23 protein-coding genes are annotated in these 23571 nt (G+C 69.6%); 6 read left to right on the forward strand and 17 right to left on the reverse strand.

What is annotated here, in order from left to right; genetic code table 11:
- The 3 genes from RBS60_RS19420 to RBS60_RS19430 form a co-directional block, all read left to right on the forward strand.
- Positions 1-1026, forward strand: a 1026-nt coding sequence (locus RBS60_RS19420; protein ID WP_307959187.1) for an ABC transporter ATP-binding protein, incomplete at its 5' end; no start/stop codon positions are given.
- Positions 1023-2627, forward strand: coding sequence for an inositol monophosphatase family protein (locus tag RBS60_RS19425; RefSeq protein ID WP_307959188.1), 1605 nt, complete (start codon positions 1023-1025; stop codon positions 2625-2627). The genes RBS60_RS19420 and RBS60_RS19425, both read left to right, overlap by 4 nt.
- A complete protein-coding gene (locus RBS60_RS19430) occupies positions 2617-3567 on the forward strand; it encodes a DUF6454 family protein (RefSeq protein WP_307959189.1) in 951 nt (316 codons plus the stop codon). Before RBS60_RS19425 ends, RBS60_RS19430 begins: the two co-directional genes overlap by 11 nt.
- Before the next feature lie 115 nt (positions 3568-3682).
- On the opposite strand, the gene RBS60_RS19435 is transcribed toward RBS60_RS19430, so the two are convergent.
- The 4 genes from RBS60_RS19435 to lysS form a co-directional block, all read right to left on the reverse strand.
- On the reverse strand, positions 3683-6205 hold the full coding sequence (locus RBS60_RS19435; protein WP_307959190.1) for an ATP-dependent Clp protease ATP-binding subunit: 2523 nt from the start codon (positions 6203-6205) through the stop codon (positions 3683-3685).
- Positions 6206-6478: 273 nt separating this feature from the next.
- Positions 6479-6820, reverse strand: a complete 342-nt coding sequence (locus RBS60_RS19440) for an Lsr2 family protein (protein WP_307959191.1) — start codon at positions 6818-6820, stop codon at positions 6479-6481.
- 144 nt (positions 6821-6964) lie between these two features.
- Positions 6965-7111, reverse strand: a complete 147-nt coding sequence (locus tag RBS60_RS19445; protein WP_307959192.1) for a hypothetical protein — start codon at positions 7109-7111, stop codon at positions 6965-6967.
- Complete coding sequence (lysS, locus tag RBS60_RS19450) at positions 7111-8565, reverse strand: lysine--tRNA ligase (protein WP_307959217.1); 1455 nt, start codon at positions 8563-8565, stop codon at positions 7111-7113. The genes RBS60_RS19445 and lysS overlap by 1 nt, the downstream gene beginning before the upstream one ends.
- A gap of 166 nt (positions 8566-8731) precedes the next feature.
- On the opposite strand from lysS, the gene RBS60_RS19455 reads away from it, so the two are divergent.
- Positions 8732-9580, forward strand: a complete 849-nt coding sequence (locus tag RBS60_RS19455) for an alpha/beta hydrolase (RefSeq protein ID WP_307959193.1) — start codon at positions 8732-8734, stop codon at positions 9578-9580.
- 10 nt (positions 9581-9590) lie between these two features.
- Here the strand turns inward: RBS60_RS19455 and panC are convergent, their stop codons facing one another.
- The 12 genes from panC to RBS60_RS19515 form a co-directional block, all read right to left on the reverse strand.
- Positions 9591-10508, reverse strand: a complete 918-nt coding sequence (gene panC, locus RBS60_RS19460; RefSeq protein ID WP_307959194.1) for a pantoate--beta-alanine ligase — start codon at positions 10506-10508, stop codon at positions 9591-9593.
- Complete coding sequence (locus RBS60_RS19465) at positions 10508-11443, reverse strand: DUF2520 domain-containing protein (RefSeq protein WP_307959218.1); 936 nt, start codon at positions 11441-11443, stop codon at positions 10508-10510. Before RBS60_RS19465 ends, panC begins: the two co-directional genes overlap by 1 nt.
- A gap of 1 nt (position 11444) precedes the next feature.
- Positions 11445-11951 (reverse strand): DUF3180 domain-containing protein, encoded by a 507-nt coding sequence (locus RBS60_RS19470; protein ID WP_307959195.1) that lies wholly within the window; start codon positions 11949-11951, stop codon positions 11445-11447.
- Positions 11948-12508: a 2-amino-4-hydroxy-6-hydroxymethyldihydropteridine diphosphokinase gene (gene folK / locus RBS60_RS19475; RefSeq protein ID WP_307959196.1), complete on the reverse strand. Its 561-nt coding sequence runs from the start codon at positions 12506-12508 to the stop codon at positions 11948-11950. The genes RBS60_RS19470 and folK overlap by 4 nt, the downstream gene beginning before the upstream one ends.
- A complete protein-coding gene (gene folB, locus RBS60_RS19480; RefSeq protein ID WP_307959197.1) occupies positions 12498-12887 on the reverse strand; it encodes a dihydroneopterin aldolase in 390 nt (129 codons plus the stop codon). Before folB ends, folK begins: the two co-directional genes overlap by 11 nt.
- A 6-nt stretch (positions 12888-12893) precedes the next feature.
- The gene (folP, locus tag RBS60_RS19485; protein WP_307959219.1) at positions 12894-13799 is read right to left on the reverse strand and encodes a dihydropteroate synthase; all 906 of its coding nucleotides are present in this window, start codon (positions 13797-13799) and stop codon (positions 12894-12896) included.
- Positions 13800-13807: 8 nt separating this feature from the next.
- Positions 13808-14419 (reverse strand): GTP cyclohydrolase I FolE, encoded by a 612-nt coding sequence (gene folE / locus RBS60_RS19490; protein ID WP_374049318.1) that lies wholly within the window; start codon positions 14417-14419, stop codon positions 13808-13810.
- A 46-nt stretch (positions 14420-14465) separates the two neighbouring features.
- Positions 14466-16505 (reverse strand): ATP-dependent zinc metalloprotease FtsH, encoded by a 2040-nt coding sequence (gene ftsH / locus RBS60_RS19495; protein ID WP_307959198.1) that lies wholly within the window; start codon positions 16503-16505, stop codon positions 14466-14468.
- Between the two features lie 162 nt (positions 16506-16667).
- Complete coding sequence (gene hpt, locus RBS60_RS19500; protein WP_307959199.1) at positions 16668-17219, reverse strand: hypoxanthine phosphoribosyltransferase; 552 nt, start codon at positions 17217-17219, stop codon at positions 16668-16670.
- 16 nt (positions 17220-17235) lie between these two features.
- Positions 17236-18279, reverse strand: coding sequence for a tRNA lysidine(34) synthetase TilS (gene tilS, locus RBS60_RS19505; protein ID WP_307959221.1), 1044 nt, complete (start codon positions 18277-18279; stop codon positions 17236-17238).
- Between the two features lie 77 nt (positions 18280-18356).
- Positions 18357-19463, reverse strand: coding sequence for a zinc-dependent metalloprotease (locus tag RBS60_RS19510; RefSeq protein ID WP_307959200.1), 1107 nt, complete (start codon positions 19461-19463; stop codon positions 18357-18359).
- Positions 19464-19539: 76 nt separating this feature from the next.
- Entirely contained in the window at positions 19540-21009 is a 1470-nt protein-coding gene (locus RBS60_RS19515; protein ID WP_307959201.1) for a D-alanyl-D-alanine carboxypeptidase, read from the reverse strand.
- Positions 21010-21175: 166 nt separating this feature from the next.
- Between RBS60_RS19515 and RBS60_RS19520 the strand changes: the two genes are divergently transcribed.
- Both RBS60_RS19520 and RBS60_RS19525 read left to right on the forward strand, forming a co-directional pair.
- Entirely contained in the window at positions 21176-21661 is a 486-nt protein-coding gene (locus RBS60_RS19520; RefSeq protein ID WP_307959202.1) for an inorganic diphosphatase, read from the forward strand.
- 105 nt (positions 21662-21766) lie between these two features.
- Entirely contained in the window at positions 21767-22378 is a 612-nt protein-coding gene (locus tag RBS60_RS19525) for a hypothetical protein (RefSeq protein ID WP_307959203.1), read from the forward strand.
- Positions 22379-22511: 133 nt separating this feature from the next.
- Here RBS60_RS19525 and RBS60_RS19530 read toward each other — a convergent pair whose 3' ends face one another.
- On the reverse strand, positions 22512-23348 hold the full coding sequence (locus tag RBS60_RS19530) for an HAD family hydrolase (RefSeq protein WP_307959204.1): 837 nt from the start codon (positions 23346-23348) through the stop codon (positions 22512-22514).
- Between the last annotated feature and the right edge of the window lie 223 nt (positions 23349-23571).

Raw genomic sequence — 23571 nt, forward strand, 5'->3', positions numbered from 1 at the left:
CTCGACATCACCGGCCTGCACAAGGCCCTGGGCGGGCGGACCATCATCGACAGCCTCCACATGAGCGTCCAGCCGGGCGAGCTCGTCTCCCTGCTCGGCCCATCCGGCTGCGGCAAGACCACCACCCTGCGCATGATCGCGGGCTTCCTGGCCCCCGATGCGGGATCCATCAAGGTCGGCGGCCGCGAGGTCGTCCACCTCGGCCCCGAGCAGCGCCCCAGCGCCATGGTCTTCCAGAACTACGCCCTCTGGCCCCACATGACCGTCGCGAAGAACGTCGCCTTCCCGCTCAGGCTCCGCAAGCGGCCCAGAGCAGAGATCGCCGAGCGCGTCGACGCGGCCCTGGCCCTGGTGAACCTCCTGCACCACAAGGACTCCCGGCCCGCGCGGATCTCCGGCGGGGAGCAGCAGCGCACCGCCCTGGCCCGCGCGCTCGTCCAGGAGCCCGAGCTCCTCCTCCTGGACGAGCCGCTGTCCAACCTGGACGCGAAGCTGCGCGTGAAGGTCCGCGAGGACATCCGCGAGATCCAGCAGCGACTGGGCATCACGACCCTGATCGTCACCCACGACCAGGAGGAGGCCATGTCCATGTCGGACCGGATCGCGGTCATGAACGCCGGCCGCATCGAGCAGTTCAGCACCCCCGCCCAGCTCTACAGCACCCCCGCCACCGAGTTCGTCGCGACCTTCATCGGCAGCCTCAACCGCCTCCAAGGCCGCCTCCAGGACGGCCGCATCATCCCCGGCGCCGGCGTGGTCGGCATCCGCCCCGAGGACGTCGTCTTCACCCCCGGCTCCGCCGACGCCGCCAAGCACAGCACCGGCAGCGAGGGGATCCCCGCCACAGTCCACCGCGTCGTCCCCCGCGGCCACTTCACCGAGGTCCACCTCACCCGCGACGACGCCAGCCTGCGCAGCTACGCCACCGGCAACCCGCCCCCCGTCGGGACCCGCGGCCACGCGCGGGTCACCAAATGGCTCACCTTCGAGGACGGCAGGCTTGTCACCACGGGGGACGGCGCGTGAACGACGCAACGTCGCCCACGACGGCCGCCGCGCCGCTGGTGACCGCGCACCGCGGCGACGTGGAGCAGCACCGCGAGAACACCCTGGCAGCCGTCCGGGCGGCCGTCGAAGCCGGCGCGGACTTCGTCGAGGTCGACGTCCGGCTCACCCGCGACGGGTACGCAGTGCTCCTCCACGACCCCACCCTCGAGCGGATGTGGGAGGACCCGCGGGACATCGGGGACGTGGACTGGGCAGACGTCGCGGCCCTGGGCCGGGGCGAAGGCAAGGACCACCGCATCCCGCTCCTCTCCGACGCCCTCGACCTCGTCGCGGGCACCGGCTCCGTGCTGCTCATCGACATGGACGAGCCCGGCCCCGCCCAGGCGAGCGTCGCCGTCGTCCGCAGTCATGCCCAGGACGCGCGCGCAGCGGGCACCGAACCAGCCCGCGTCGCATGGTGCGGGAACCTCGAGGCCATGACGATCGTGCGCGGCCTCGACGCGGACGCGAGCGTGTGGCTCCCCTGGAACCGCCGCGACCTGCCGCCGGCCGAGCTCCTTGCACGGCTGCGCCCGCACGCCGTGAACTCCGACTACGCCGTCCTCAGCCAGGCGCTCGTCGACGCCGCCCACGCCGCGGGCGCACTCGCGGCCTGCTGGACGGTCGACACCGAGGACGGCATGCGCTGGGCACTCGCCCTCGGGGTGGACGCGGTCACCACCAACCGCCTCTCCGTCCTCCGGACCGTCATCGCCGAGGGCCCGGCCGCCTGGGCCTCGGCACCGCACCCGAGGCACCTCCCGGGCGATGAGCTCGCGGCGGCAGCCGCCGTGGCCCACGAGCTGGCCCTCTGGGCCATCGACTACACCCGCCAAGCCAACCTCGGCCGCGTCCGCACCAAGGCCAACCCCGCCGACCACGTCACCGAAGTGGACCTCGCCGTCGAGCAGCACGTCCGCCAGGTCATCGCCGCCCGTCTCCCCGGCCACCTCGTGGTCGGCGAAGAACTCGGCGGCACCCCGGCGCCGGGGGTGCCGTGCTGGTACGTCGACCCAGTCGACGGGACCGCGAACCTCGCCAACGGCATGCCATGGACCGCCTTCTCACTCGCCCTCGCCATCGACCACGAGCCCCTCGTCGCCGTAGTAGCCGACATATGGCGCGGGAACGTCCTCGCAGCCGTCACCGGCTACGGCGCCGAAGCCGACGGCGACCGCCTCGAGCTACGTACCACCGGCACGCGCTCCGACCTCAGCGGGAAGATCGTCTGCACCGAGCTTGAGGGCCACGCTTCGTGGCCCGGCATGGACGCCTTCTTCACTGGGCTCCGCGATCGCTTCTGCACCGCACGCCTGATGGGATCGGGGGCCCTTGCCGTTGCCGGTCCTGCCGCCGGGCGGGGTGTGGGAACGGTGATTGAGCGCTTCAGCCCGGTCGATCACCTTGCGTCCACCCTGATCATCCGCGAAGCTGGAGGGGTCATCCTCGATGACGCCGGCCAGGAGACGGCCTGGCCGGAGCGCGCGTTCCTCGCCGCGCATCCTGACTATGCGGCCGAGCTCTACGCGGTCTGGTCCTCTGCACGACGGGCTGCCAGGGAGGTGAGCCATGTGGTCTGAACCAGTACGTGATGGCAGCCTCTCCGCGGAGGTCGCGACATGGACCCGGCGCACCCGGTTCGAACTAGTCAATCGACTGCCTCTGCGCTTCGCCACCCACCACCCTCAAGGTATGGCGTTCGCGGCTGGTCGTATCTTCCTCACCACGGTCGAAGTCCTCGATCCGCCCCGCCCACTCCCCGACGCCGACGGTGACCCGGCTCGCCGAACGCCGGGACGAGGCCGGGGCCACGTTCTCGTCATCGAACCGGATGGGACCCTCGCCGCGGACCTCATCGTGGGCGCCGGTGACGCGTACCACCCGAGCGGGATCGACCATGCGGGATCGCTCCTCTGGGTGCCCGTCGGCGAATACCGCGCCGACAGCCGGAGCGTCGTCTACACGCTCGATCCGCACAGCCTCGAGCTCACCGAGCGTTTCGAGGTCGACGACCACATCACATGGCTCGCGCCCGCTCCGGAATCAGGCGCGCTCTATGGCGCCAGCTGGGGCTCGCGGCGCCTCTACCGCTGGAACCTCGACGCCGGAGCAGCGGTCCACGAGTCTGAGGTCTGGGACAACCCGAGCTGGCACGTCGACTTCCAGGAGGCCCAGTACGACGGAGGGTCGCGGCTCATCTGCGGGGGCATCGCCGAGCTTCCCGACGCGGAGGGGGCGAAGTACGAGTTGGGAGGGCTAACCGTCCTGGACTTCTCCGCGCGCAGGATCGAGGCCGAGGTCCCTGTCCCCGTGTTCAGCGCCGCGGGGCACAGCGTCCTGCGGAACCCGTTCGTCCTGACCCGCGATTCGGACGGCATCCCGCTCCTGCACGTCGCCCCAGACGACGGAGACGAGGTGGCTGGGACCGAGATCCTCACCTACCGAGTGGTGAACAGCGTCGCCCCAAGCCAGCCCTCCGGAGCCCTCCGCGAGATGACAGGGACGATGGGGCCAGCGTAGCGACCCGAATCGCACGACGGCGCCCCGTCCTGGGCAACTCATCGGACGCCAACGGCCCCCCGCCTCCAAGAGGCGGGGGGCCGTCGTCGTGCGTGCTCGAAGCCGCCGAGGAGCGCTACGCGCCGATCTCCTTGCCGCCTGGGCCCTTGGCCAGGGACACGACCTCAGGGACCTCAGGGCGCGGAGTTCCAGCAAACGTGAACTTCGCGTCGTCGCCGTCGCCCTCGACATCCACCACAACGATGTCGCCGGCAGAGAGGTCGCCGAAGAGGATCTTCTCCGACAGCTGGTCCTCGATCTCGGACTGGATCGTGCGGCGCAGCGGGCGGGCGCCCATGGCCGGGTCGTAGCCTCGCGTGGCGAGCAGGACCTTGGCCTTCTGCGTGAGCTCGATGCCCATGTCCTTGTCCTTGAGCCGCTGCTCGAGGCGGGCAATCATGAGATCGACGATCTCGATGATCTCCTCCTGCGTCAGCTGCGGGAACACGACGATGTCATCGACACGGTTCAGGAACTCGGGGCGGAAGTGCTGCTTGAGCTCTTCCGTCACGCGCGCCTTGATGCGCTCGTAGCCGGTCTTGGTGTCGGTGCCGGACTGGAAGCCCGTCATGACGCCCTTGGAGATGTCCCGGGTGCCGAGGTTCGTGGTCATGATGATCACGGTGTTCTTGAAGTCCACGACACGGCCCTGCGAATCGGTCAGACGGCCGTCTTCGAGGATCTGCAGGAGCGAGTTGAACAGGTCAGCGTGGGCCTTCTCCACCTCGTCGAACAGCACCACCGAGAACGGGCGGCGGCGGACCTTCTCGGTGAGCTGGCCGCCCTCCTCATATCCGACGTATCCCGGAGGGGCGCCGAAGAGCCGCGAGACCGTGTGCTTCTCGGAGAACTCGGACATGTCCAGCGTGATGAGCGCGTCCTCTTCGCCGAACAGGAACTCGGCGAGTGCCTTGGCGAGCTCGGTCTTGCCGACGCCGGTCGGGCCAGCGAAGATGAACGACCCGCCCGGACGCTTCGGATCCTTGAGGCCCGCACGCGTGCGGCGGATCGAGCGGGACAGTGCCTTGATGGCATCGTCCTGCCCGACGACGCGCTTGTGCAGCTCGTCCTCCATGTGGAGCAGGCGGCTCGACTCCTCCTCGGTGAGCTTGAACACCGGGATGCCGGTCGAGTTCGCGAGCACCTCGGCGATCAGGTCCTCGTCCACCTCGGCCACGCCGTCCATGTCGCCCGACTTCCAGGCGCGCTCACGCTCGGCGCGCTCGGTGATGAGCTTCTGCTCCTTGTCGCGCAGCGAGGCGGCACCCTCGAAGTCCTGCGCGTCGATCGCGGACTCCTTCTCGAGCTTGAGCCCCGCGATGCGCTCGTCGAGGGCCTTGAGCTCCGGCGGCGCCGTCATGCGGCGGATGCGCAGGCGCGCGCCCGCCTCATCGATGAGGTCGATCGCCTTGTCCGGCAGGAACCGGTCCGAGATGTACCGCTCGGAAAGGTTGGCGGCTGCGGCCAGGGCCCCGTCCGTGATGGTCACGCGGTGGTGCGCCTCGTAGCGGTCGCGGAGGCCCTTGAGGATCTCGATCGCGAGGGCAACGTTCGGCTCCGACACCTGGATCGGCTGGAACCGGCGCTCGAGCGCGGCGTCCTTCTCGATGTGCTTGCGGTACTCGTCCAGCGTGGTCGCGCCGATGGTCTGGAGCTCCCCGCGGGCCAGCATCGGCTTGAGGATGCTCGCTGCGTCGATCGCGCCCTCGGCCGCACCAGCACCGACGAGGGTGTGGATCTCGTCGATGAACAGGATGATGTCGCCGCGCGTGCGGATCTCCTTGAGCACCTTCTTCAGGCGCTCCTCGAAGTCACCGCGGTAGCGCGAGCCTGCCACGAGCGAACCGAGGTCAAGCGTGTACAGCTGCTTGTCCTTGATGGTCTCCGGGACGTCACCGCGCACAATAGCCTGCGCGAGGCCCTCCACGACGGCGGTCTTGCCGACGCCGGGCTCGCCGATGAGGACCGGGTTGTTCTTGGTGCGGCGCGAGAGGACCTGCATGACGCGTTCCATCTCGTGCTCGCGCCCGATCACCGGGTCGAGCTTGTTCTCCCGCGCGGCCTGGGTGAGGTTGCGGCCGAACTGGTCCAGCACCACCGAACCCGCGGGCGTGCCCTCGGGCTGGCCCGGGCCGGCGCCGGTCGAGGCCGATTCCTTGCCCTGGTATCCGGACAGGAGCTGGATGACCTGCTGGCGCACGCGGTTGAGGTCCGCGCCGAGCTTGACCAGCACCTGGGCTGCCACGCCCTCGCCCTCACGGATGAGGCCGAGCAGGATGTGCTCAGTACCGATGTAGTTGTGGCCGAGCTGGAGCGCCTCGCGGAGCGAGAGCTCAAGCACCTTCTTGGCACGCGGAGTGAAGGGGATGTGGCCGGACGGGGCCTGCTGGCCCTGGCCGATGATCTCCTGCACCTGCTCGCGGACCCCATCGAGGGAGATGCTCAGGGACTCGAGAGCCTTGGCCGCGACTCCTTCACCCTCGTGGATCAATCCCAGGAGGATGTGCTCGGTGCCGATGTAGTTGTGGTTAAGCATGCGGGCCTCTTCTTGGGCCAGCACCACCACGCGACGGGCGCGGTCTGTGAATCTCTCGAACATTGCTCGAACTCCCCGGTTTAGCTTGGGTGCACTGCGTAGCTTCGATGCTACGTGCCGGGGGGCCGCGCGAAAGGGGTGTTCGCCACAGGGTGAACAGCAGACCGCGCGCACGACGCCGCCCGCTCGCCTCGAGCGCGCCGGTGCGGGGCGCCGTCGTGCGCCTCACGTGAGAATATTTGCGGCACCGATGGCCGGGAAGCAGGAAATCCCGGTGCCGCAGCACCGGGATTTCCTTGCCGCCGAACCGCGGCCATACTCAAATTCACACCGAAATCAGCCGTTGGCGCGGTGATAGGCCTCCTGGACCTCTTGCTGGATGCGTCCGCGGGCATTCACGTTGTAGCCATTGTCGCGGGCCCACTGGCGGATCTTCGCCGAATCTGAATTGCGCGCACCAGATGATGCAGCGCGGGCACGCTGAACCGCACTCGGGCGGGACGCCGTTGCCTTGCGGCCTGCGGAAATGAACTCGGCAAGTGCGCCGCGGAGCTTCTCGGCATTCGCCGTCGAGAGATCGATCTCGTAGCTGGACCCGTCGAGACTGAAGCGGACGGTCTCGTCGGCCTTGCCGCCGTCGATGTCGTCCTCGAGAATGATCTGGACCTTCTGTGCCATATAAGGCTCTCTTCCGTGTCATCGCTGGGTGGGCCATAACGAATTGCCATCCGGTGGAAACAAACACAGTATGCCGCCAACAATGCCCACGCGTCAAAGAAACACGCAGACAAGGTACTAATGGAAGCTCAGAAGATCAGAAGATCAATTGCTGCCGGTCTCGTCGTACTCCCGCTCGGCCTTCGCAAGAGCCTCGCGCTCGGACTTGTCCGCATTGAAGATGGCGCGCATCGCGAACCAGAATATTCCGCCGACCAGGAGCGGGGGAAGAAGGACGAGCACGTAATCCATCAGTTGGCCTCCGGCTTGAGAAGGGGAAAGAGAATGGTCTCGCGGATGCCGGTCTGGGTGAAGAGCATGACCAGCCGGTCGATGCCGAGACCGATGCCGCCCATGGGCGGTGCCCCGTATTCGAGCGCACGGAGGAAGTCCTCGTCGAGGGCCATGGCCTCGTCATCGCCCTCCGCAGCGAGCCGCGACTGCTCGGTGAGCCGTTCACGCTGGATCACGGGGTCGATGAGCTCGGAGAACGCGGTGCCGCGCTCCATACCGCCGATGATGAGGTCCCAAGCCTCGATGAGCCGGGGATCCTCGCGGTGCGGACGCGCGAGCGGCTGGGCCGAGGGCGGGTAGTCGTACACGAACGTCGGGTTGAGGAGCGTGGGCTCGACGATCTCGCCGAACAGCTCGACGACGGCCTTCTCCTGTGTCCACAGGGCGTCGGTCTTGACGCCGTGCGCGTCGCCGATCTCGAGGAGCCGCTCAAGCGGGGTGTCGGGCGTGACCTCTTCCCCTACCGCCTCGGACAGGCCCGGGTACACGCCGAGCCACCTCCACTCGCCGTCGAGGTCGATCGTTCCCTCGGAGGTCTCGATCTGCCGCGTGCCGACCACGTCTGCGACATTGAGGATGATCTCCTTCATGCGGTCGGCCATGACGAACTGGTCCGCATACGCCTCGTAGCACTCGAGTGTCGTGAACTCGGGGCTGTGGGTGGAGTCGACGCCCTCGTTCCGGAACACCCGCCCGATCTCGTAGACCCGCTCGATGCCCCCGACCACGGCGCGCTTGAGGTACAGCTCGGTGGCGATGCGCAGGGTCATGTGCTGGTCGAACGCATTGAGGTGCGTCTCGAACGGGCGCGCCGTCGCGCCGCCGTGGATCAGGTTGAGCATCGGGGTCTCGACCTCGACATAGCCGCGGGACTCAAGGGTCTCGCGGACGGTCTTGGTGATCTTGGCACGCGTGTAGACCATCTGACGCGCCTCTTCGCGAACCATGAGGTCTGCGTACCGCTGGCGGACGCGCGTCTCCTCGTTGAGGTCGGCGTGGAGGGTCGGCATGGGGCGCAGGGCCTTTGAGGCCATCTGCCATGCGTCGACCATGACCGAGAGCTCGCCGCGCCGGGACGAGATGACCTCGCCCGAGACGAACACATGGTCACCGAGGTCCACGAGGGCCTTCCAGTCCGCGAGCCGCTGCTCGCCGACGTTCGCGAGGCTCAGCATGGCCTGAAGACGCGTACCGTCGCCCTCTTGGAGGGTGGCGAAGCAGAGCTTGCCGGTGTTCCGGATGAACACCACGCGGCCGACGACGCCGACCTTGTCCCCCGTGGCCGCGTCCGGCTCGAGCTCGGGGTACTTCGCGCGGACCTCGGCGAGCGAATGCGTGCGCGGAAGCGTGACCGGGTAGGGCGCCTCGCCGTTCGCCAAGAGCTTCTCACGCTTGTCGCGGCGGATGTGCATCTGCTCGCTGGCGTCGGCGGGCTCCGAGCCAGGCCTGTTCTCAGCGCTTGGCCTGTTCTCAGTGGGGGCGTTCTCTGCGGTCACAATCTTCAATTCTAACGGTTGTCACTTCTCGGCCCTGCGCCTCTGGATGGGGTATGCCAGCGATTGCGGCTAGGCTCGGTGCATGGCCACGCTCCAGCTGACCTCGTCCACCGTGACCGCCCCCGACGGGGCGTCCCTCGAGCTCTTCACCGCGCCGGACGGCGGGATGACGACGCGAGGGGGCGTCGTCGTCGTGCACGGATCGATGGTGACCGCGGAACTGTACAAGGAACTCGCGCTCCGGCTCGCCGAGGCGCTCCAGGCGCCCGTGCACCTGTACAACCGCCGGGGCCGCGGCGCGTCGTCGCCACAGCCGGCGGACTACTCGCTCGCCACGGAGATCTCGGACCTCGGCGCCGTGCTCGAGCACACCGGGAGCGACGCGGTGTTCGGCCACAACTACGGCGGATGCATCGTCCTGCATGCCGGGCGCGAGCTCAAGATCGGCCAGATCGCGGTGTACGACCCGATCATCTCGTTCGAGGGCAGTATCAAGGCCGAGTGGATTCCGGAGTTCGAGGCGGCCCTCGCGGCCAAGGACGAGGAGAAGGCTCTCGCCGTCCTGCTGCGCGGGCTCCAGACCGCCGGCCCCATCGCCAAGCTTCCGCTGCCGATCCTCACGGTGCTGAACCGGATCGGCAGCCGCACGCCGCTCGGCAAGGAGCTGTCCAAGCTCCTTCCGACCGGCCCGGCCGAGATCCGCGCAGTGATCGCCGCCGACGCCGAGGCCAAGGGGTTCGACGAGTTGCCCCTCGAGACGCTGTTCCTCGTGGGCGGCGCGAGCCCCGAGTACTTCGGAGAAGCGGCCCGGAGGCTCGACGGCATTCTGCCCGCCTCCGACATCGACGTCCTGCCCAAGCTCGCCCACGACGCCCCGACGCGGCCGGCCAAGCCGCTCGTGGACCGGCTCGCGGAGTTCTTCTCGAGCTGACCGCGCTGGGTCAGCGGGCGCGCAACGGCATGTTGTCGATGAGCCGCACCGGCCCGACCTTGGCCGCGACGATCGCCAGCGCCTCGCCCGTGAACGGGGTCTCCCTGCAGTTGAAGGCGAGCGGCTCAAGGGTGTCGGTGTCCACGACGTCGAAATAGTCCAGCTGGACGCCGGGCTGCGACTCGATGAGGGCGACGGCGTCATCGGGCATAAGCGGCTCGTGCGCGGCAGCGCGCTCCTCGACGAGCCTGAGTGCTCTGGACAGCACAAGGGCGGCCTCGCGGTCGGCCTCCGAGAGGAACTGGTTGCGGCTCGAGAGGGCCAGCCCGTCCTCGGCCCGCACGATCGGGACTGAGACGATCTCGACGGGGAAGTTCAGGTCCTTGACCATGCGGCGCACGATCGCGACCTGCTGTGCGTCCTTCTGCCCGAAGTACGCGCGGAATACCGTCGGCGCCCCCGCTGCCGGGCCGGGAAGCGCGAGGTGGAGGAGCTTTGCGACGACCGTGCACACGCCGTCGAAGTGCCCGGGACGCGACGCTCCCTCCCACGCGGACGCCAGCGGCCCCGCAGTCACCCGCACGAGGGGATCCCCGCCGGGGTACATCTCCTCGAGGTCGGGCGCGAACACCACATCGACGCCAGCCTTCTCCAGGAGCGCCGCGTCCGCCTGGAGAGTGCGCGGGTAGCGCTCGAGGTCGACCGGGTCGCCGAACTGGAGCGGGTTGACGAAGATCGACGCGACGACGACGTCGTTCCCCTCCACCGCGGCCTCGGCCAGCCTGCGGTGCCCATCATGGAGCGCTCCCATCGTGGGCACGAGTCCGAGCGAGGGAGTTCCCTCGGCTCCGCGCCGGCCTTTGCCCGCGAGGTGCCGGGAGATCGCGGACTGGAGCTCGGCTCGTGTGTGCACGATCTCGATAGGCATTACTCGTCCTCTTCCGTGTCCTTATCGGACGTCCTGTCCTCATCGGACTCTCTCGCGCCCTCGAGCGCCCTCTCGATCTCCGCGCGGGCCTTCGCGCTGAGCCGGCCCCGCCACTCGGCGCGGACGGCCGTGGCGTGGGCCATGGCCCGGTACGCGTCAAGGATATCGGCGCCGTCGTCCGCGAACTCCGCAAGCGCACTGACGTGCGCGGCCACCGTGCCCGCGTCGCCACGCGCCACCGGCCCCGTGAGCGCGGACTCGCCGGCTGCGAGGGCATTGTCGAGCGAGGCGCGCAGGAGGGGTCCGAGCACTGCTGCGGGGTCCGCAACGCCGATGCGCCCAAGGATCTCCGCGGCCTGCGAGGTGATCGTGACGAGGTGGTTCGACCCATGGGCGAGGGCCGCGTGGTACGCGGCACGGTCGCCCTCCGCGATGACCACGGGCTCGCCGCCCATCTCGACGACGAGCGCCTGGGCGATCGGCAGCATCGCCGGATCCGCCGTGACGCCGAAGCAGCAGTCGGTGAGGCGCGCGAGGTCCAACGACATCCCCGTGAACGTCATCGCGGGGTGGATCGCAAGCGGTATCGCGCCAGCCGCCCGCACGGGCGCGAGGATCCCCACGCCGTGCCGCCCGGAGGTGTGCGCTACGAGCTGGCCAGGCTGCCAGGCCCCCAGCTTCGCGAGGCCGACCACGAGCGGCCCCAGCGCATCATCGGGCACGGCGAGCAGCACGAGCTCGGCACGCTCCACGATGTCCTGGATCTCGAGGATCGGCACGCCGGGCAGGAGCAGCTCAGCGCGCTCGCGGCTCGCCTCGGACACCGCCGAGACGCCGACGACGGCGTGCTGGGCCGCGCGCAGTGCCGCGCCGAGGACCGCGCCAACCTTTCCGGCACCGATAATCCCGATGCCGAGGCGTCCGGGGCGCTGCAGACTAGGCAAGGCCGCCCTCGGTGTCTGGCGCCCGGCCGCCCTCGGAGAGCCCCTCGTCGTCGCCCATGTCCTCAGGGGGGATGCGGCAGAACCGCTCGACGATGAAGCCGATCGCGACCATGACGACCCCGCCGGCGATCATGAACAGCGCTGCCTCCACGACGGGTGCGGTGATGCGGGTGGCCAGCAGGGGTATCTGGTCCGCGATCACCCCGCCGTGCCACCCGAGGAGCACCGCGCCCGCGTAGGCGCACGCGTGCGCGAGCACGAGGGTTCTGGCCGCGAAGATGGGATCGAGCATGCGGGTTCGGTGGCCCGTGCGCCAACGGAGCACCCGAATGCCGAGCACGAGGGTCACGACAGCAATCACGGCCATCGACCCGAGGGCGCTGATGGGCAGGACCGGTGTGGGGGCGGAGCTCCGCCCCGCGAAGGAGTTGGCAGCAACGCCCACCAGGCCGATCACGACGGCCACCATCACGAGCACCCACGGCTTGAGCGGCTTCACTGGTTTCCCCCCGCGGTCGGCGCCTCTGAGTCCATCAGCAGGTCATACCCTTCGATTCCCTCGGCGTCCGCGCAGTCCTCGAGGAGTTCTACGACCGGATGGCCCTCAAGCACGGCGAGGGGCTCGATGACGACCCAGGGGAACAGCACGAACGCCCGCTCGGCCGCGCGAGGGTGGGGGATAGTGAGGTCCGGGTCATCGAGGCGGAGGTTGCCGTACGTGATGATGTCGATGTCGAGGGTCCGGGGACCCCATCGGACCTCCCGTGTGCGGTGGTGCTTGGCCTCGACCTCGTGGCAGTGCTCGAGGAGCTCGTAGGGGCCGAGGGTCGTCTCGATGATCATGACCATGTTGAGGAAGTCCGGCTGGCCGTCGGGTCCGCCCACCGGTTTGGTGTGCACCACGGGTGAGACGTCGACGAGGCGCACCTCGGGCCGGTCGACGAGGTCAGCGACCGCCTCCGCGAGGGTCTCTGCACGCGCGCCGAGATTGCTGCCGAGCGCCAGGACCGACCGGGTCCAGACCGGTCCGGTCCCTTGATTGGACTCAGACAGCATCGCGGCCCTCCCGGAAGACGGTCACGGAGACATCGGTGAACGGCACCGCGATCGGTGCCTTGGGCTTGTGGACGGTGAGCTCGACGGCGGTGATGCCGAGCGGACCGAACTCGGCCAGGATCGCGTCGGCCAGTCGCACGGCGAGCGTCTCGATGAGGTCCACAGGCTCGCCCTCGATGATCGCGACGATCCTCTCGGCGACATCGCCGTAGCTCGCCGTCCGGGCGAGGTCGTCCGACGACGCCGCGGCGCCGAAGTCTGTGTGCATCACGGCGTCGACCACAAAGGGCTGCCCATCGCGCCGCTCGAAGTCGAACACACCGTGGTGCCCGACGGCCGAGACCCCGGTCAGGGTGATGAGGTCGGGCCGGATGCCCACTTCGCCCTAGACCTTTGCCCGGGCGGCGACCTTGACGGCGTCGAGGTTCGCCGCGACGTCGTGCACGCGCACGCCCCACGCGCCCGCCGCCGCCGCGAGGGCGGTAATCGCGGCGGTCGCCGCGTCGCGGGCCAGGGGCGGAGCTGCCTTGCCGGCGCTCGTGAGGAGCTCGCCGATGAAGCGCTTGCGGGAGGCCGCGACAAGCACGGGATGGCCCAGAGCGGTGAACCGCGAGACGTGCTTGACGAGCTCCCAGTTCTGCTGCCCGTTCTTCGCGAAACCGAGACCCGGGTCGAGGATGATCCGGGAGTCGCTCACGCCGCCGGCGCGGAGGCGGTCGCGGATCTGCAGCGTCTCGGCAATGACGTCCTCGACCACGTCGCCGTAGGAGGCCAGGCCGTCCATGTGCTTCGAGTCGCCGCGGTTGTGCATGAGGACGTAGTAGGCGTTGCGCTCCGCGACGAGGCGGATCATCTCGTCCGTCACGGCGAGGCCGGAGACGTCGTTGATGATGGTCGCGCCGGCATCGAGGGCCTTGAGGGCCGTGCTCGCCCGGCGGGTGTCCACGGAGACGAGCGCACCGGCCTTGACGAGCGCCTCGACCACCGGCAGCACGCGCACCTGCTCGAGGTCCTCGGGCACCTCCTCGGCGCCGGGCCGCGTTGACTCGCCGCCCACGTCGATGATGTCCGCGCCGGCATAGAACATGCGCAGACCGGCGGCGATCGCTGAATCGGCGGTTGCGTACTCGCCACCGTCGCTGAACGAGTCCGGCGTGACGTTGAGGATCCCCATGACCACGGCGCGGTCGCGCGGCAGGCCATCGAAGGTCGCACGGGCGCGCGGCTTGCGGAGGATCGGGAGCGGGGATGTATTGGGCCCGGTTCCGGGCGCTGCTGCGAGAGAGTCCATCGTCGTACTCACCTTCCGAGAATGAGGCTCATGGCTTCGGCGCGGGTTGCAGGGTCATGCAGTTGGCCCCGGACGGCGCTCGTGACCGTGTGCGCGCCGGGCTTGCGGACACCGCGCATCGACATGCACATGTGCTCGCAGTTCACGACGACGATCACGCCGCGCGGCCGGAGGTGGTGCACGATCGCATCCGCCACCTGACTGGTAAGGCGCTCCTGGACCTGAGGGCGGCGCGCGTAGATGTCCACGAGGCGGGCCAGCTTGCTCAGCCCGGTCACCCGGCCGTCATGCGAAGGAATGTAGCCCACGTGGGCTACCCCGTGGAACGGTACCAGATGGTGCTCGCACGTCGAGTAGAACGGAATGTCCTTGACGAGCACGAGCTCCTCATGATCCATGTCGAATGTGACTGCGAGGAGGTCGTCCGGGCTCTGACGGAGCCCGGCGAACGTCTCCGCGTAGGCCTTGGCAACCCGCTTCGGCGTGTCCTTGAGCCCGCTGCGGTCCGGGTCCTCGCCGACAGCAATCAGGATCTCCCGGACTGCCGCCTCGATGCGGGGGAGGTCCATACCCTCACCCAGAGGCTGCTCGGACACGGCATCGTCGTCGAAGTCATTCACGTCAAGATCCTAACGGTGCGCGGCTCGAAGGTCGGCCTGAGGCCCGTCACTCTCCGTCGCGATCGCCCTTCACGTACTCCTGCTCTCCGTGCGGGTGGTGCGCCATGCCGACGTCAAGCGGCTCCTCGCGCCTGGCGGCCGCGGCCTCCTCCTGGTTCTCGCGCTCCTTGCGCTCGGCCTCGGTCTCGACCGGCGGGATGTTCTGCACCGGTCGGGACTCCTTGGAGAGCCACACCTCGCGGAAGTCCCGCTTGCGCACATCCGTGAAGATCTCCGCGATCTCCCTCTGGTTGAGCGTCTCGCGGTCCAGGAGGGCCGAGGCAAGGCGGTCGAGGACGTCACGGTTGTCGGTGAGGATGTCGTAGGCCTCGTCGTGGGCCTGGTCCATGAGCCGGCGTACTTCTTCGTCCACGACGTACGCGACCTGGTCCGAGTAGTTGCGCTCATGCGCGGCGTCGCGTCCGAGGAACGGCTCGCCGCCGCCCTGGCCGAGCTTGACGGCGCCCACCCGCTCGCTCATGCCGTACTGCGTGACCATCTTGCGTGCCGTGCTCGTGGCCTTCTCGATGTCATTCGAGGCGCCCGTCGAGGGATCGTGGAACACGATCTCCTCCGCGACACGGCCGCCCATCGCATACGCCAGCTGGTCCAGGAGCTCGTTGCGGGTCACGGAGTACTTGTCCTCCTCCGGGACCACCATCGTGTAGCCGAGGGCCCGGCCGCGCGGGAGGATCGTGATCTTCGTGACCGGGGCCGAGTTGCGCAGGGCCGCGGCGACGAGCGCGTGGCCGCCCTCGTGGTACGCCGTGATCTTGCGCTCGAGGTCCTTCATGACTCGGGAGCGCTTCTGCGGGCCGGCCATGACGCGGTCAATCGCCTCGTCGAGGGCGCGGTCGTCGATGAGCTGCGCGTTCGAGCGGGCGGTGAGGAGCGCGGCCTCGTTGAGCACGTTCGCGAGGTCTGCGCCCGTGTAGCCCGGGGTCTTCTTCGCAACGCCCCGGAGATCAACGTCGCCCGCCATGGGCTTGCCCTTCGCGTGAACCGTGAGGATCTGCTCGCGGCCCTGCAGGTCCGGGGCCTCGACAGGGACCTGGCGATCGAACCGGCCGGGACGCAGGAGTGCAGGGTCGAGGACGTCGGGACGGTTCGTCGCGGCGATGAGGATGACGTTGGCCTTGGGGTCGAAGCCGTCCATCTCGACGAGGAGCTGGTTCAGGGTCTGTTCGCGCTCGTCGTTGCCACCGCCGATTCCGGCGCCGCGGTGCCGGCCGACGGCGTCGATCTCATCGACGAAGATGATCGCCGGGGCGTTGGCCTTGGCCTGTTCGAAGAGGTCACGGACGCGGGAAGCGCCGACACCGACGAACATCTCGACGAAATCGGAACCGGAGATCGAGAAGAAGGGCACGCCGGCCTCGCCGGCGACGGCGCGTGCGAGGAGCGTCTTGCCGGTTCCCGGAGGGCCGTAGAGCAGCACGCCCTTGGGGATCTTGGCGCCGACCGCCTGGAACTTGGCGGGCTCCTGCAGGAACTCCTTGATCTCGTGGAGCTCCTCGACCGCCTCGTCGGCGCCTGCAACGTCCGCGAACGTCACCTGGGGCATGTCCTTGGTGATCATCTTCGCCCGGGACTTCCCGAACTTCATGACCTGGCTGCCGCCGCCCTGCATGCGCGAGAGGAGGAACCAGAACAGCGCCCCCAGCAGCACCACGGGGATGAGGAGGGACAGCATCGAACTGAACCAGTTGTTCTCCACCGGCTGGTCAGAGAAGCCCTGCGGAAGATTGGCGCTGTTCACCGCCGTGATGACGTCGTTGCCACGCTGCGTGATGAAGTAGAACTGGACGTTCTTGCCCTTGTCCTGGCCGTCGACGACGTAGTTGTCCTTGAGGACCAGGTCGACGCGCTCGTCACCGTTGTAGATCTTGGCCTGACCGACCTTGCCGTCCTTGAGGAGCTGCAGCCCCACCGAGGTGTCCACGCGGGTGCTTCCGCCCGGCGCGAGCGTCCCGAAGGCGAGTAGCAGCAGGACGATCACGACGATGATCCAGACGCCCGGACCCTTGACGAAGCTCTTGACTTTCATGAACTCGGGGCAGTGCCCCGTCCCTTCTCCTCATGCACACCAGTACTGCGGCGCACCAGACTGTGCCCACAGCATGACACCGTTCGGAACCGTTCACGCATGGCCCGACGCAAAAGTTCCCCGGGCGGGGCAACATCGCGCCCCGGTGCGCTGAGGGCGAAATTACTCGTAGACGTGCGGTGCCAGCGTGCCGACGAAGTCCAGGTTGCGGTACTTCTCGGCGTAGTCGAGTCCGTAGCCCACGACGAACTCGTTGGGGATATCGAAGCCGACGTACTTGACCGGGATCTTGACCTTCGCCGCGGCAGGCTTGCGGAACGCCGTGCAGATCTCGACCGACGCGGTGCCGCGGGACTCGAGGTTGGTCTTGAGCCACGAGAGCGTCAGGCCCGAGTCGATGATGTCCTCGACAATCAGGACATCCTTGCCCATGAGGTCCGTGTCAAGATCCTTGAGGATCCGCACGACGCCCGAGGACTGCGTGCCCGAGCCGTACGAGGACACAGCCATCCAGTCCATCGTCACGTGGGAGTGCAGGGCGCGGGCCAGATCGGCCATGACCATGACAGCGCCCTTGAGGACGCCCACGATCAGCAGGTCGCGGCCCTCGTAGTCGCGGTCGATCTCGGCGGCGAGTTCCGCGATGCGGTTCTGGATCTCCTCTTTGGACTTGAGGACATGCTTGAGGTCTGACTGGACGTCTGTCGATTCCACGTGCGGCTCCTGTGGGTCAGCGGTGCGATACCAAGACTAGCCTCCCCGCGCGCTCCGGCGGCGGGGCGCCCTTCCGCCGCGGCTCCCGGTAGGCGCTCACGTGCCCCGGCACCTCGATCGGGCCTGCCGAACCCCGTCGGTCGAGCAGGCGTTCGAGGGCGCCGAGCCGCTCGAAGGTCGGCTGGCCTCCCAGCTCGGTCACCGCGTGGGAGAGGACGCGTCCGCGCAGCGCCGGAGGGAGGTCCAGGAGCGGGCCAATCGGAAGAACAATGGGATGCGGGGTCACCTCCCGAGGATGCGGGGTCACCTCCCTAGTGTCCGGCCCGACCTCGGCGAGGGTCCTGTAGATGCGGAGCGCCTCGTCGTCGAGGTAGTCGGCGTCGGCGCCGAGGAGCGCTGCGGTGCGGGCAAGGCCGTGTGCCACGCCCGGCCCGAGCTCCGCCTCGAGGAACGGCATGATCGTGCTCCGTACCCTCGACCTCATGAACCGCGGGTCCTCGTTCGTGGGGTCGAACCATGGTTCGAGCCCCTCGGCCGCGCAGACGTCGAGCGTGTCAGCGCGACGGAGGCCGAGGAACGGCCGAACGAACAGCCCACGCACCCGCCGCATGGCCCCCAGAGCGCGCGGCCCGGAGCCTCGGGCAAGGCCAAGGAGCACCTGCTCGGCCTGGTCGTCCAGGGTATGGCCCAAGAGCACAGCCTGCGCTCCCCACGACGCCGCCTCCGCGGTGAGCGCCGCGAGCCGTGCCGTCCGGGCGGCGGCCTCGGGCCCCTCCCCCGTCAGCTGGACGTCGACGGCGACCACACGCACCGGCGAGAGTCCGAGCTCGCCCAGCACACGCGCCGTCGTGCGTGCGACCTCGCCGGAGCCCTCCTGCAGTTGATGGTCGACGACGACGGCGCCCACCTCGAGCGCGTGCCTCCCTCCGCCGACGCCCGGGACCTCGCCACGCCGCGCGAAGTGCGCGGCGGCGGCTGCGAGCGCGAGCGAGTCAGGCCCTCCCGAGCATCCGACGAGCACTCTCGACGGCCAGCCGGCCTCCTCGAGCGCGGCCCGCACGGCGTTGCGCGCGCTTCCGACGGCGGGGTGGAGCCGGCGCCTGCCCGGCGAGGCCGAGTCCCTGTCCGTGCTCGCGTTCACAGCCCCATCCGGGCGGTCCATGCCCCCGGGTCGTGGATCTCCTCCTCCGTGGGCAGGTTCTCTGCGGACTCCCACACGCGGTTGAAGCCAGCCATCCCCACGGCGTCGACGACGTGGCGAACGAACGCCTGCCCGTCCGTGTACTGACGCATCTTCGCCTCGATGCCGAGGAGCCGGCGGACGAACGTCTCGATCGGACCGCGGTTCTCACTGCGGGACTGGAAGCGCTGCCGGATGGTCTTGACGCTCGGCACGACGGACGCGTCGACAGCGTCCATGACCACGTTCGCGTGGCCCTCGAGGAGGCTCATGACGGCTGTCAGGTGAGAGATTGCGGCGCGTTCCTCGGGATCCTGCAGGAGGTCGAGGATGGCGCCCTTGCTGGGCAGGCTCGCCGGGCTGTCAGTGCGGTCACGCAGGGACTTGGCGACCGCCGTCGCCCGTTCCATGAGGCTGTCCACGTTTCCCACGAGGCTCTCGCTGAGCTGGCCGATCTGCTCGATCATGTGCCCGCGCAGCCAGGGAGCGGCGGCGAACTGGACGCGGTGGGTCTGCTCGTGGAGGCACACCCACATGCGGAAGTCCTCGGGGTCCACGCGGAGCTCCCGCTCGATCTGCACGATGTTGGGCGCGACCAGCAGCAGCCGACCGGCCGGGGGGAGCGTCGATCCCGGGGCCAGGGCCGCGAACGGCTCGTACTGGCCCAGGACGCGGCTCGCGAGGTACGCGAGGATCAGGCCCAGCTGAGCGCCCGTGATCGCTCCGCCCACGCGGGCCGCGGTCGGGGTCAGCTCGCTCGCCTTCTTCTCTACGAGGCTCGTGAGGACCGGGCCCATCATGACCTCGAAGCCCTGCGAATTCGCCTTGGCCCACGACGCGCGGTCCACGATGAGCAGTTGCGAGTCCCGCAGATCCTCGGCGACCGCGAGCCCCGTAATGCGGTGGACGTGCTGAACCGAGGCATCCGCAAGGCGGCGGAGGCTGTCCACGACGTCCTTCGCCTCGGCGGGGCTCAGTGCCGGCCCCGGGGGCGTCAGGCGCGCCGCGGTCGAGGCCGCGAGGTCCCAGTTGATCAGTTGGCCAGCCATCTGCGGGGCATCCATGCCACCATTCGACCACATCCCCCTGACATTCCACCCCGTCGGGGCACGCCTGAACCGCGGCGTTCGCGCCGGGCGATCAGCCCCGGCAGCCGCAGCCGGCCAGGGCGGCGGCCCCAGCGTCGACCGCAGACACGGCCTGCGCGCGGGCTCCCGGATCCAGATCGTTGGCCACGAAGGAGAACACGAGCAGCCGCCCGTCCGTGTCGACCAGATATCCGCTCAGCGCCGTCACCGTGTTGAGTGTCCCGGTCTTGGCGCGCACGACGCCGGCCCCGCCCGCCGTCGTGCCCCCGAACCGCCCGGCGAGCGTTCCGTCGAGGGCCGCCACTGGGAGGCCGTCGAGAGCGGCCCGCAGGCGCGGGTCCGCCCCGGAGGCCATGGCGCGCACGAGGCCCGCGAGCGCGAGGGGCGCCGCCCGGTCTGCGATCGCGAGGCCGCACGCGTCGGAAAGCTGGAAGCCGTCGGCGCTGCCGAGGATACGCGCGGCGGCCGCCTTGAGTGCCGCGACGGCGCCGTCGTTGCTCGCGGGTCCGCCGGCGGCGTGCGAGGCGAGGCGGCCGAGGGTCTCGGCCGCGTAGTTGTCCGACTCGCGCAGGGCGTAACCCGCCTGCTCCGCGACCGTGGCACTCTCGACGGACGCGAGCTCGGCCCCGCCACGGGGCGCCGCGGCCCGCTCGACGCCGTCAGCGACCTTCACGCCGGACGCCGAGAGCGCCTTCGCGAGCGCCGCCCGGAATGCGTTGGCGGCGTCCATCGCGGAGTCCTGGGGGCGAGGTCCCGCCGCGCCGGGGGCGGAGCGGCCCGCGTTGAGGGCGAGGGAGTACAGCGGTGCGATCTCGCCTGCGTCGACGTCCTCCTTGGCCCATGCGGGGTTGATCGATGGTCCCGTGAAGAGGGTGTCGTCGAGGCGGACGGTTACCGCTGCAGGCGGGGCCGCGCCGTCGTGCGCTCGCGTGAGCGCCGCTGCTGTCTGGGCCGCGAGCGTCGCCATCCCCGCGCGGCCCATGACCGCGTCCGGCTGCGACTCGGCCGCCCCGAGCATGACGTCGCCGCCGCCCACGAGCACCACGGTCCCCGGGTCTGAGCCGCGGACCGCGCTCGTGCGCAGCGTCGCGTCCGGGCCGAGGGTCGTGAGCGCGGCCGCCGCGGTGAGGAGCTTGAGGTTCGACGCCGGCACGCGCGGTTCGCCGCCCTGCCTGGAGTAGAGCGTCCGCCCCGTTGCACCGTCGAGCACCGCGGCGGAGATACTGCCCGTGCCCGGCTTGAGCCTGTCGTCGAGCGTCTTGGCGAGTGACGCGGGGTCCGGGGTCGGCGCGGAGGCGGAGAGCGGCGTCGCACCCGCCAGCGTCGGTGCGGACGACGGCGCCACGAGCCACGCGGGGACCGTCGCCGTGGGCGTGGGGCTGGGGAAGAGCTCGGAGCGGGCCGCGGTCGCCGCGCCCGTAGAGACCATCGCCACAGCGACGAGCACTGCCAGCGCGACGGCGGAAGCGATGAGTGCCCACAGCCCGCTGAAGGGCATGCGGCGGCCGGGGTCGGCTGTCATGGTGGGTTCCGTCCTCAGGTGCGATGTGGCCTCGCGACGGGGAACGCGGGCCCCCGGCCAGATATCCTCATGGTAGTCGCCACCGCGGCCGCGCCCCGGCGCGCCGGGTCGAGGCGGCCGCAGAACCGATGCCATCCGGCCCCCAGCGGCCATGCAAGGAGCACCCATGAAGCACGATGTGACCATCGAGATCCCGCGCGGCTCGCGCGTCAAGTACGAGGTGGACCACGAGACCGGCCGCGTCCGCCTCGACCGCGTCCTGTTCACCTCGATGCAGTACCCGACCCACTACGGGTTCTTCGACCACACCCTCGGCGAGGACGGCGATCCGCTCGACGCGCTCGTCTGGTACCCCGATGTCGACCTGTTCCCGGGGATCGTGCTCGAGGCGCGCCCGATCGCGATCTTCAACATGGAGGACGAGTCCGGCGGCGATGCCAAGCTCGTGTGCGTGCCGGCGGACAAGCGCTTCGACCACATCCAGGAGGCCTCGGACCTCGACGAGTGGCTCATCAAGGAGATCGAGCACTTCTTCACGACCTACAAGGACCTCGAGCCCGGCAAGTGGGTCAAGCCCGCCGGGTGGGCCGACCGCGCCGCCGCCGAGGCCGAGCTCGAGGCATCGATCAAGCGCTACACCGAGGGCGAGTAGCACCTCACACCAGCAGGTACATGACCCCGCATCCGCCGCCGGGCGTTGCGGGGTCATTCCCGCGCCTCCGCGCCCTCGGACAGGTGCGCGGCTAGGCTGACCGCCATGTACACGGTCACGATCAACCAGCGCGACCGCGGCGCCGGGGACCGCGTGCCGGAGCTCCTGAGGGCGCTCGCACGCCAGCGGCCAGACGTGCCCTTTGATCGGACGGTCGGCGACGAGGCCCAGGCCGTGTTCACCGACCCCGCCGCCGCGCTCGACGCCGCCCTCACCGCCCTGCGTCCCGACGCGTGCGGCGGGGTCCGCTGGAACGTGGGAATCGGCGTCGGCCGGGTCGATAAGCCGCTGCCGCTCGGGGTCGCCGAAGCCCGCGGGCCAGCCCTCGCACGCTCGCGGCGCGCCGTCGAACGCGCGCAGGCCACGGGCGAGGGGCCAGCGATCGCCGTCGACGGTCCTGACGCGTCGCTCGCGCACGACGCCGAGGGCGTGCTTCGCCTGCTCGGCCTCGCGGTCGTGAAGCGCACCGCCGCGGAATGGCGGGTTCTGGATCTCCTGACCCCGGGCGTCCGCGGGCAGCAGAAGGCCGTGGCGGACGCGCTCGGCATCACGACCCAGGCCGTCTCCAAGGCGATTGCCAGAGCGCACTGGACCGAGGAATGGGCGGCACGCCCCGCGGCCGTCCGGCTCCTCGGGCTGCTCGACGCGACAGGCTAGGTGGACCGCTCCGGCGACCACGCGCCGTCGTGCGCGGCGCCGTCGTGCGCGGCGCCGTCGTGCGCGGCGCCGTCGTGCGCGGCGCCGTCGTGCGCGGCACGGCCGGCAACAGGGCCAGACCGAGCCCCGGTTCCTAGACCAGCGAGCGGAGGACCGCGGCGGCGCCGTCCTCCTCGACGGTCGCGGTGACCTCATCGGCCGCGGCCTTGACCTCGTCGGGCGCCTGGCCCATCGCGACGCCGCGGCCGGCCCATTGGAGCATCTCGATGTCGTTGCGGCCATCGCCGATCGCCACCGCGTCCCGCTGGCTGATGCCCACGATCTCGCGGATGTTCTCGAGGCCGCTGGCCTTGGTCACGCCATGGGCGGCGATGTCGAGCCACGCGGTCCAGCCGACCGAGTAGGTCACGCCGTGCAGGCCGATCGACTCGACGGCCTCGCCGAACTCCTCGGCAGTCGCGTCGGTCGAGAAGACGACCAGGCGGACGGCCTCAGCCTCGAGGAGCTCGCCGAAGGAGACACCCACGGCCTCGACGCCGAAGCTCGCGTCCTGGAAGCGCTCGGTGGAGAGGAAGTTCCCTTCGATGTCCTCGAGGGCGTACTTCGCGTTCGGGAGGCGCTCGCGCAGCGCCCTGAGCGCGGGGGCGGGATCGAAGGAACGGCGGTCGATCACCGTGTAGCCGCCGTTCGAGCCGGCGTGGATCTGGACGGTCACGCCGCCGTTGCTGCACACGGCATACCCGCGGTCGATGCCGAGGAGCTCCACGATCGGAAGCGTTGCGCCGAGGGAGCGGCCGGTGGCCACGACCAGCTCGTGTCCGGCCTGCACTGCCGCCGCGGCGGCCTCCCGAATGACGGGGGACATGTGGCCGTAGTGATCCACGAGAGTGCCGTCCACATCGAGGCAGACGAGCTTGCGGTTCAGGGTCTTGAGCTGGTCATCGATGCCAGCGTTGAGCGTAGTAGTCATGTCTACTAGTGAAGCATCCCCGACCGGGTGCGCCGAAGGGCCGCCGCAACACAGCGGGTGAACACGCAGTGAATACTCACAGGCCCAGGTAAATACTCACAGCCTTCCCCACAGTGTGAATGTTCACCTTTGGGTGCGGCGCGGCGTCTTTGCCGGACTCCCGCGGTCGGCGGCAAACTACCCTCCGTTTTGGTCGATGCCCCCGGAAAGAGACCGGGTAATG

It is taken from the genome of Sinomonas sp. ASV486 (genome assembly GCF_030908215.1).
Taxonomy (GTDB): domain Bacteria; phylum Actinomycetota; class Actinomycetes; order Actinomycetales; family Micrococcaceae; genus Sinomonas; species Sinomonas puerhi.

Bases quoted from the DNA above. Each gene is read 5' to 3' on its own strand.
- RBS60_RS19440 (WP_307959191.1), bottom strand. From the start codon at position 6,820: ATGGCACAGAAGGTCCAGATCATTCTCGAGGACGACATCGACGGCGGC.
- RBS60_RS19530 (WP_307959204.1), bottom strand. From the start codon at position 23,348: ATGACTACTACGCTCAACGCTGGCATCGATGACCAGCTCAAGACCCTG.
- RBS60_RS19515 (WP_307959201.1), bottom strand. From the start codon at position 21,009: ATGACAGCCGACCCCGGCCGCCGCATGCCCTTCAGCGGGCTGTGGGCA.
- RBS60_RS19525 (WP_307959203.1), top strand. From the start codon at position 21,767: ATGTACACGGTCACGATCAACCAGCGCGACCGCGGCGCCGGGGACCGC.
- folP (WP_307959219.1), bottom strand. From the start codon at position 13,799: ATGGACTCTCTCGCAGCAGCGCCCGGAACCGGGCCCAATACATCCCCG.
- RBS60_RS19445 (WP_307959192.1), bottom strand. From the start codon at position 7,111: ATGGATTACGTGCTCGTCCTTCTTCCCCCGCTCCTGGTCGGCGGAATA.
- folK (WP_307959196.1), bottom strand. From the start codon at position 12,508: ATGCTGTCTGAGTCCAATCAAGGGACCGGACCGGTCTGGACCCGGTCG.
- RBS60_RS19510 (WP_307959200.1), bottom strand. From the start codon at position 19,463: ATGGATGCCCCGCAGATGGCTGGCCAACTGATCAACTGGGACCTCGCG.
- RBS60_RS19455 (WP_307959193.1), top strand. From the start codon at position 8,732: ATGGCCACGCTCCAGCTGACCTCGTCCACCGTGACCGCCCCCGACGGG.
- ftsH (WP_307959198.1), bottom strand. From the start codon at position 16,505: ATGAAAGTCAAGAGCTTCGTCAAGGGTCCGGGCGTCTGGATCATCGTC.
- panC (WP_307959194.1), bottom strand. From the start codon at position 10,508: ATGCCTATCGAGATCGTGCACACACGAGCCGAGCTCCAGTCCGCGATC.
- lysS (WP_307959217.1), bottom strand. From the start codon at position 8,565: ATGCACATCCGCCGCGACAAGCGTGAGAAGCTCTTGGCGAACGGCGAG.
- RBS60_RS19430 (WP_307959189.1), top strand. From the start codon at position 2,617: ATGTGGTCTGAACCAGTACGTGATGGCAGCCTCTCCGCGGAGGTCGCG.
- RBS60_RS19435 (WP_307959190.1), bottom strand. From the start codon at position 6,205: ATGTTCGAGAGATTCACAGACCGCGCCCGTCGCGTGGTGGTGCTGGCC.
- RBS60_RS19520 (WP_307959202.1), top strand. From the start codon at position 21,176: ATGAAGCACGATGTGACCATCGAGATCCCGCGCGGCTCGCGCGTCAAG.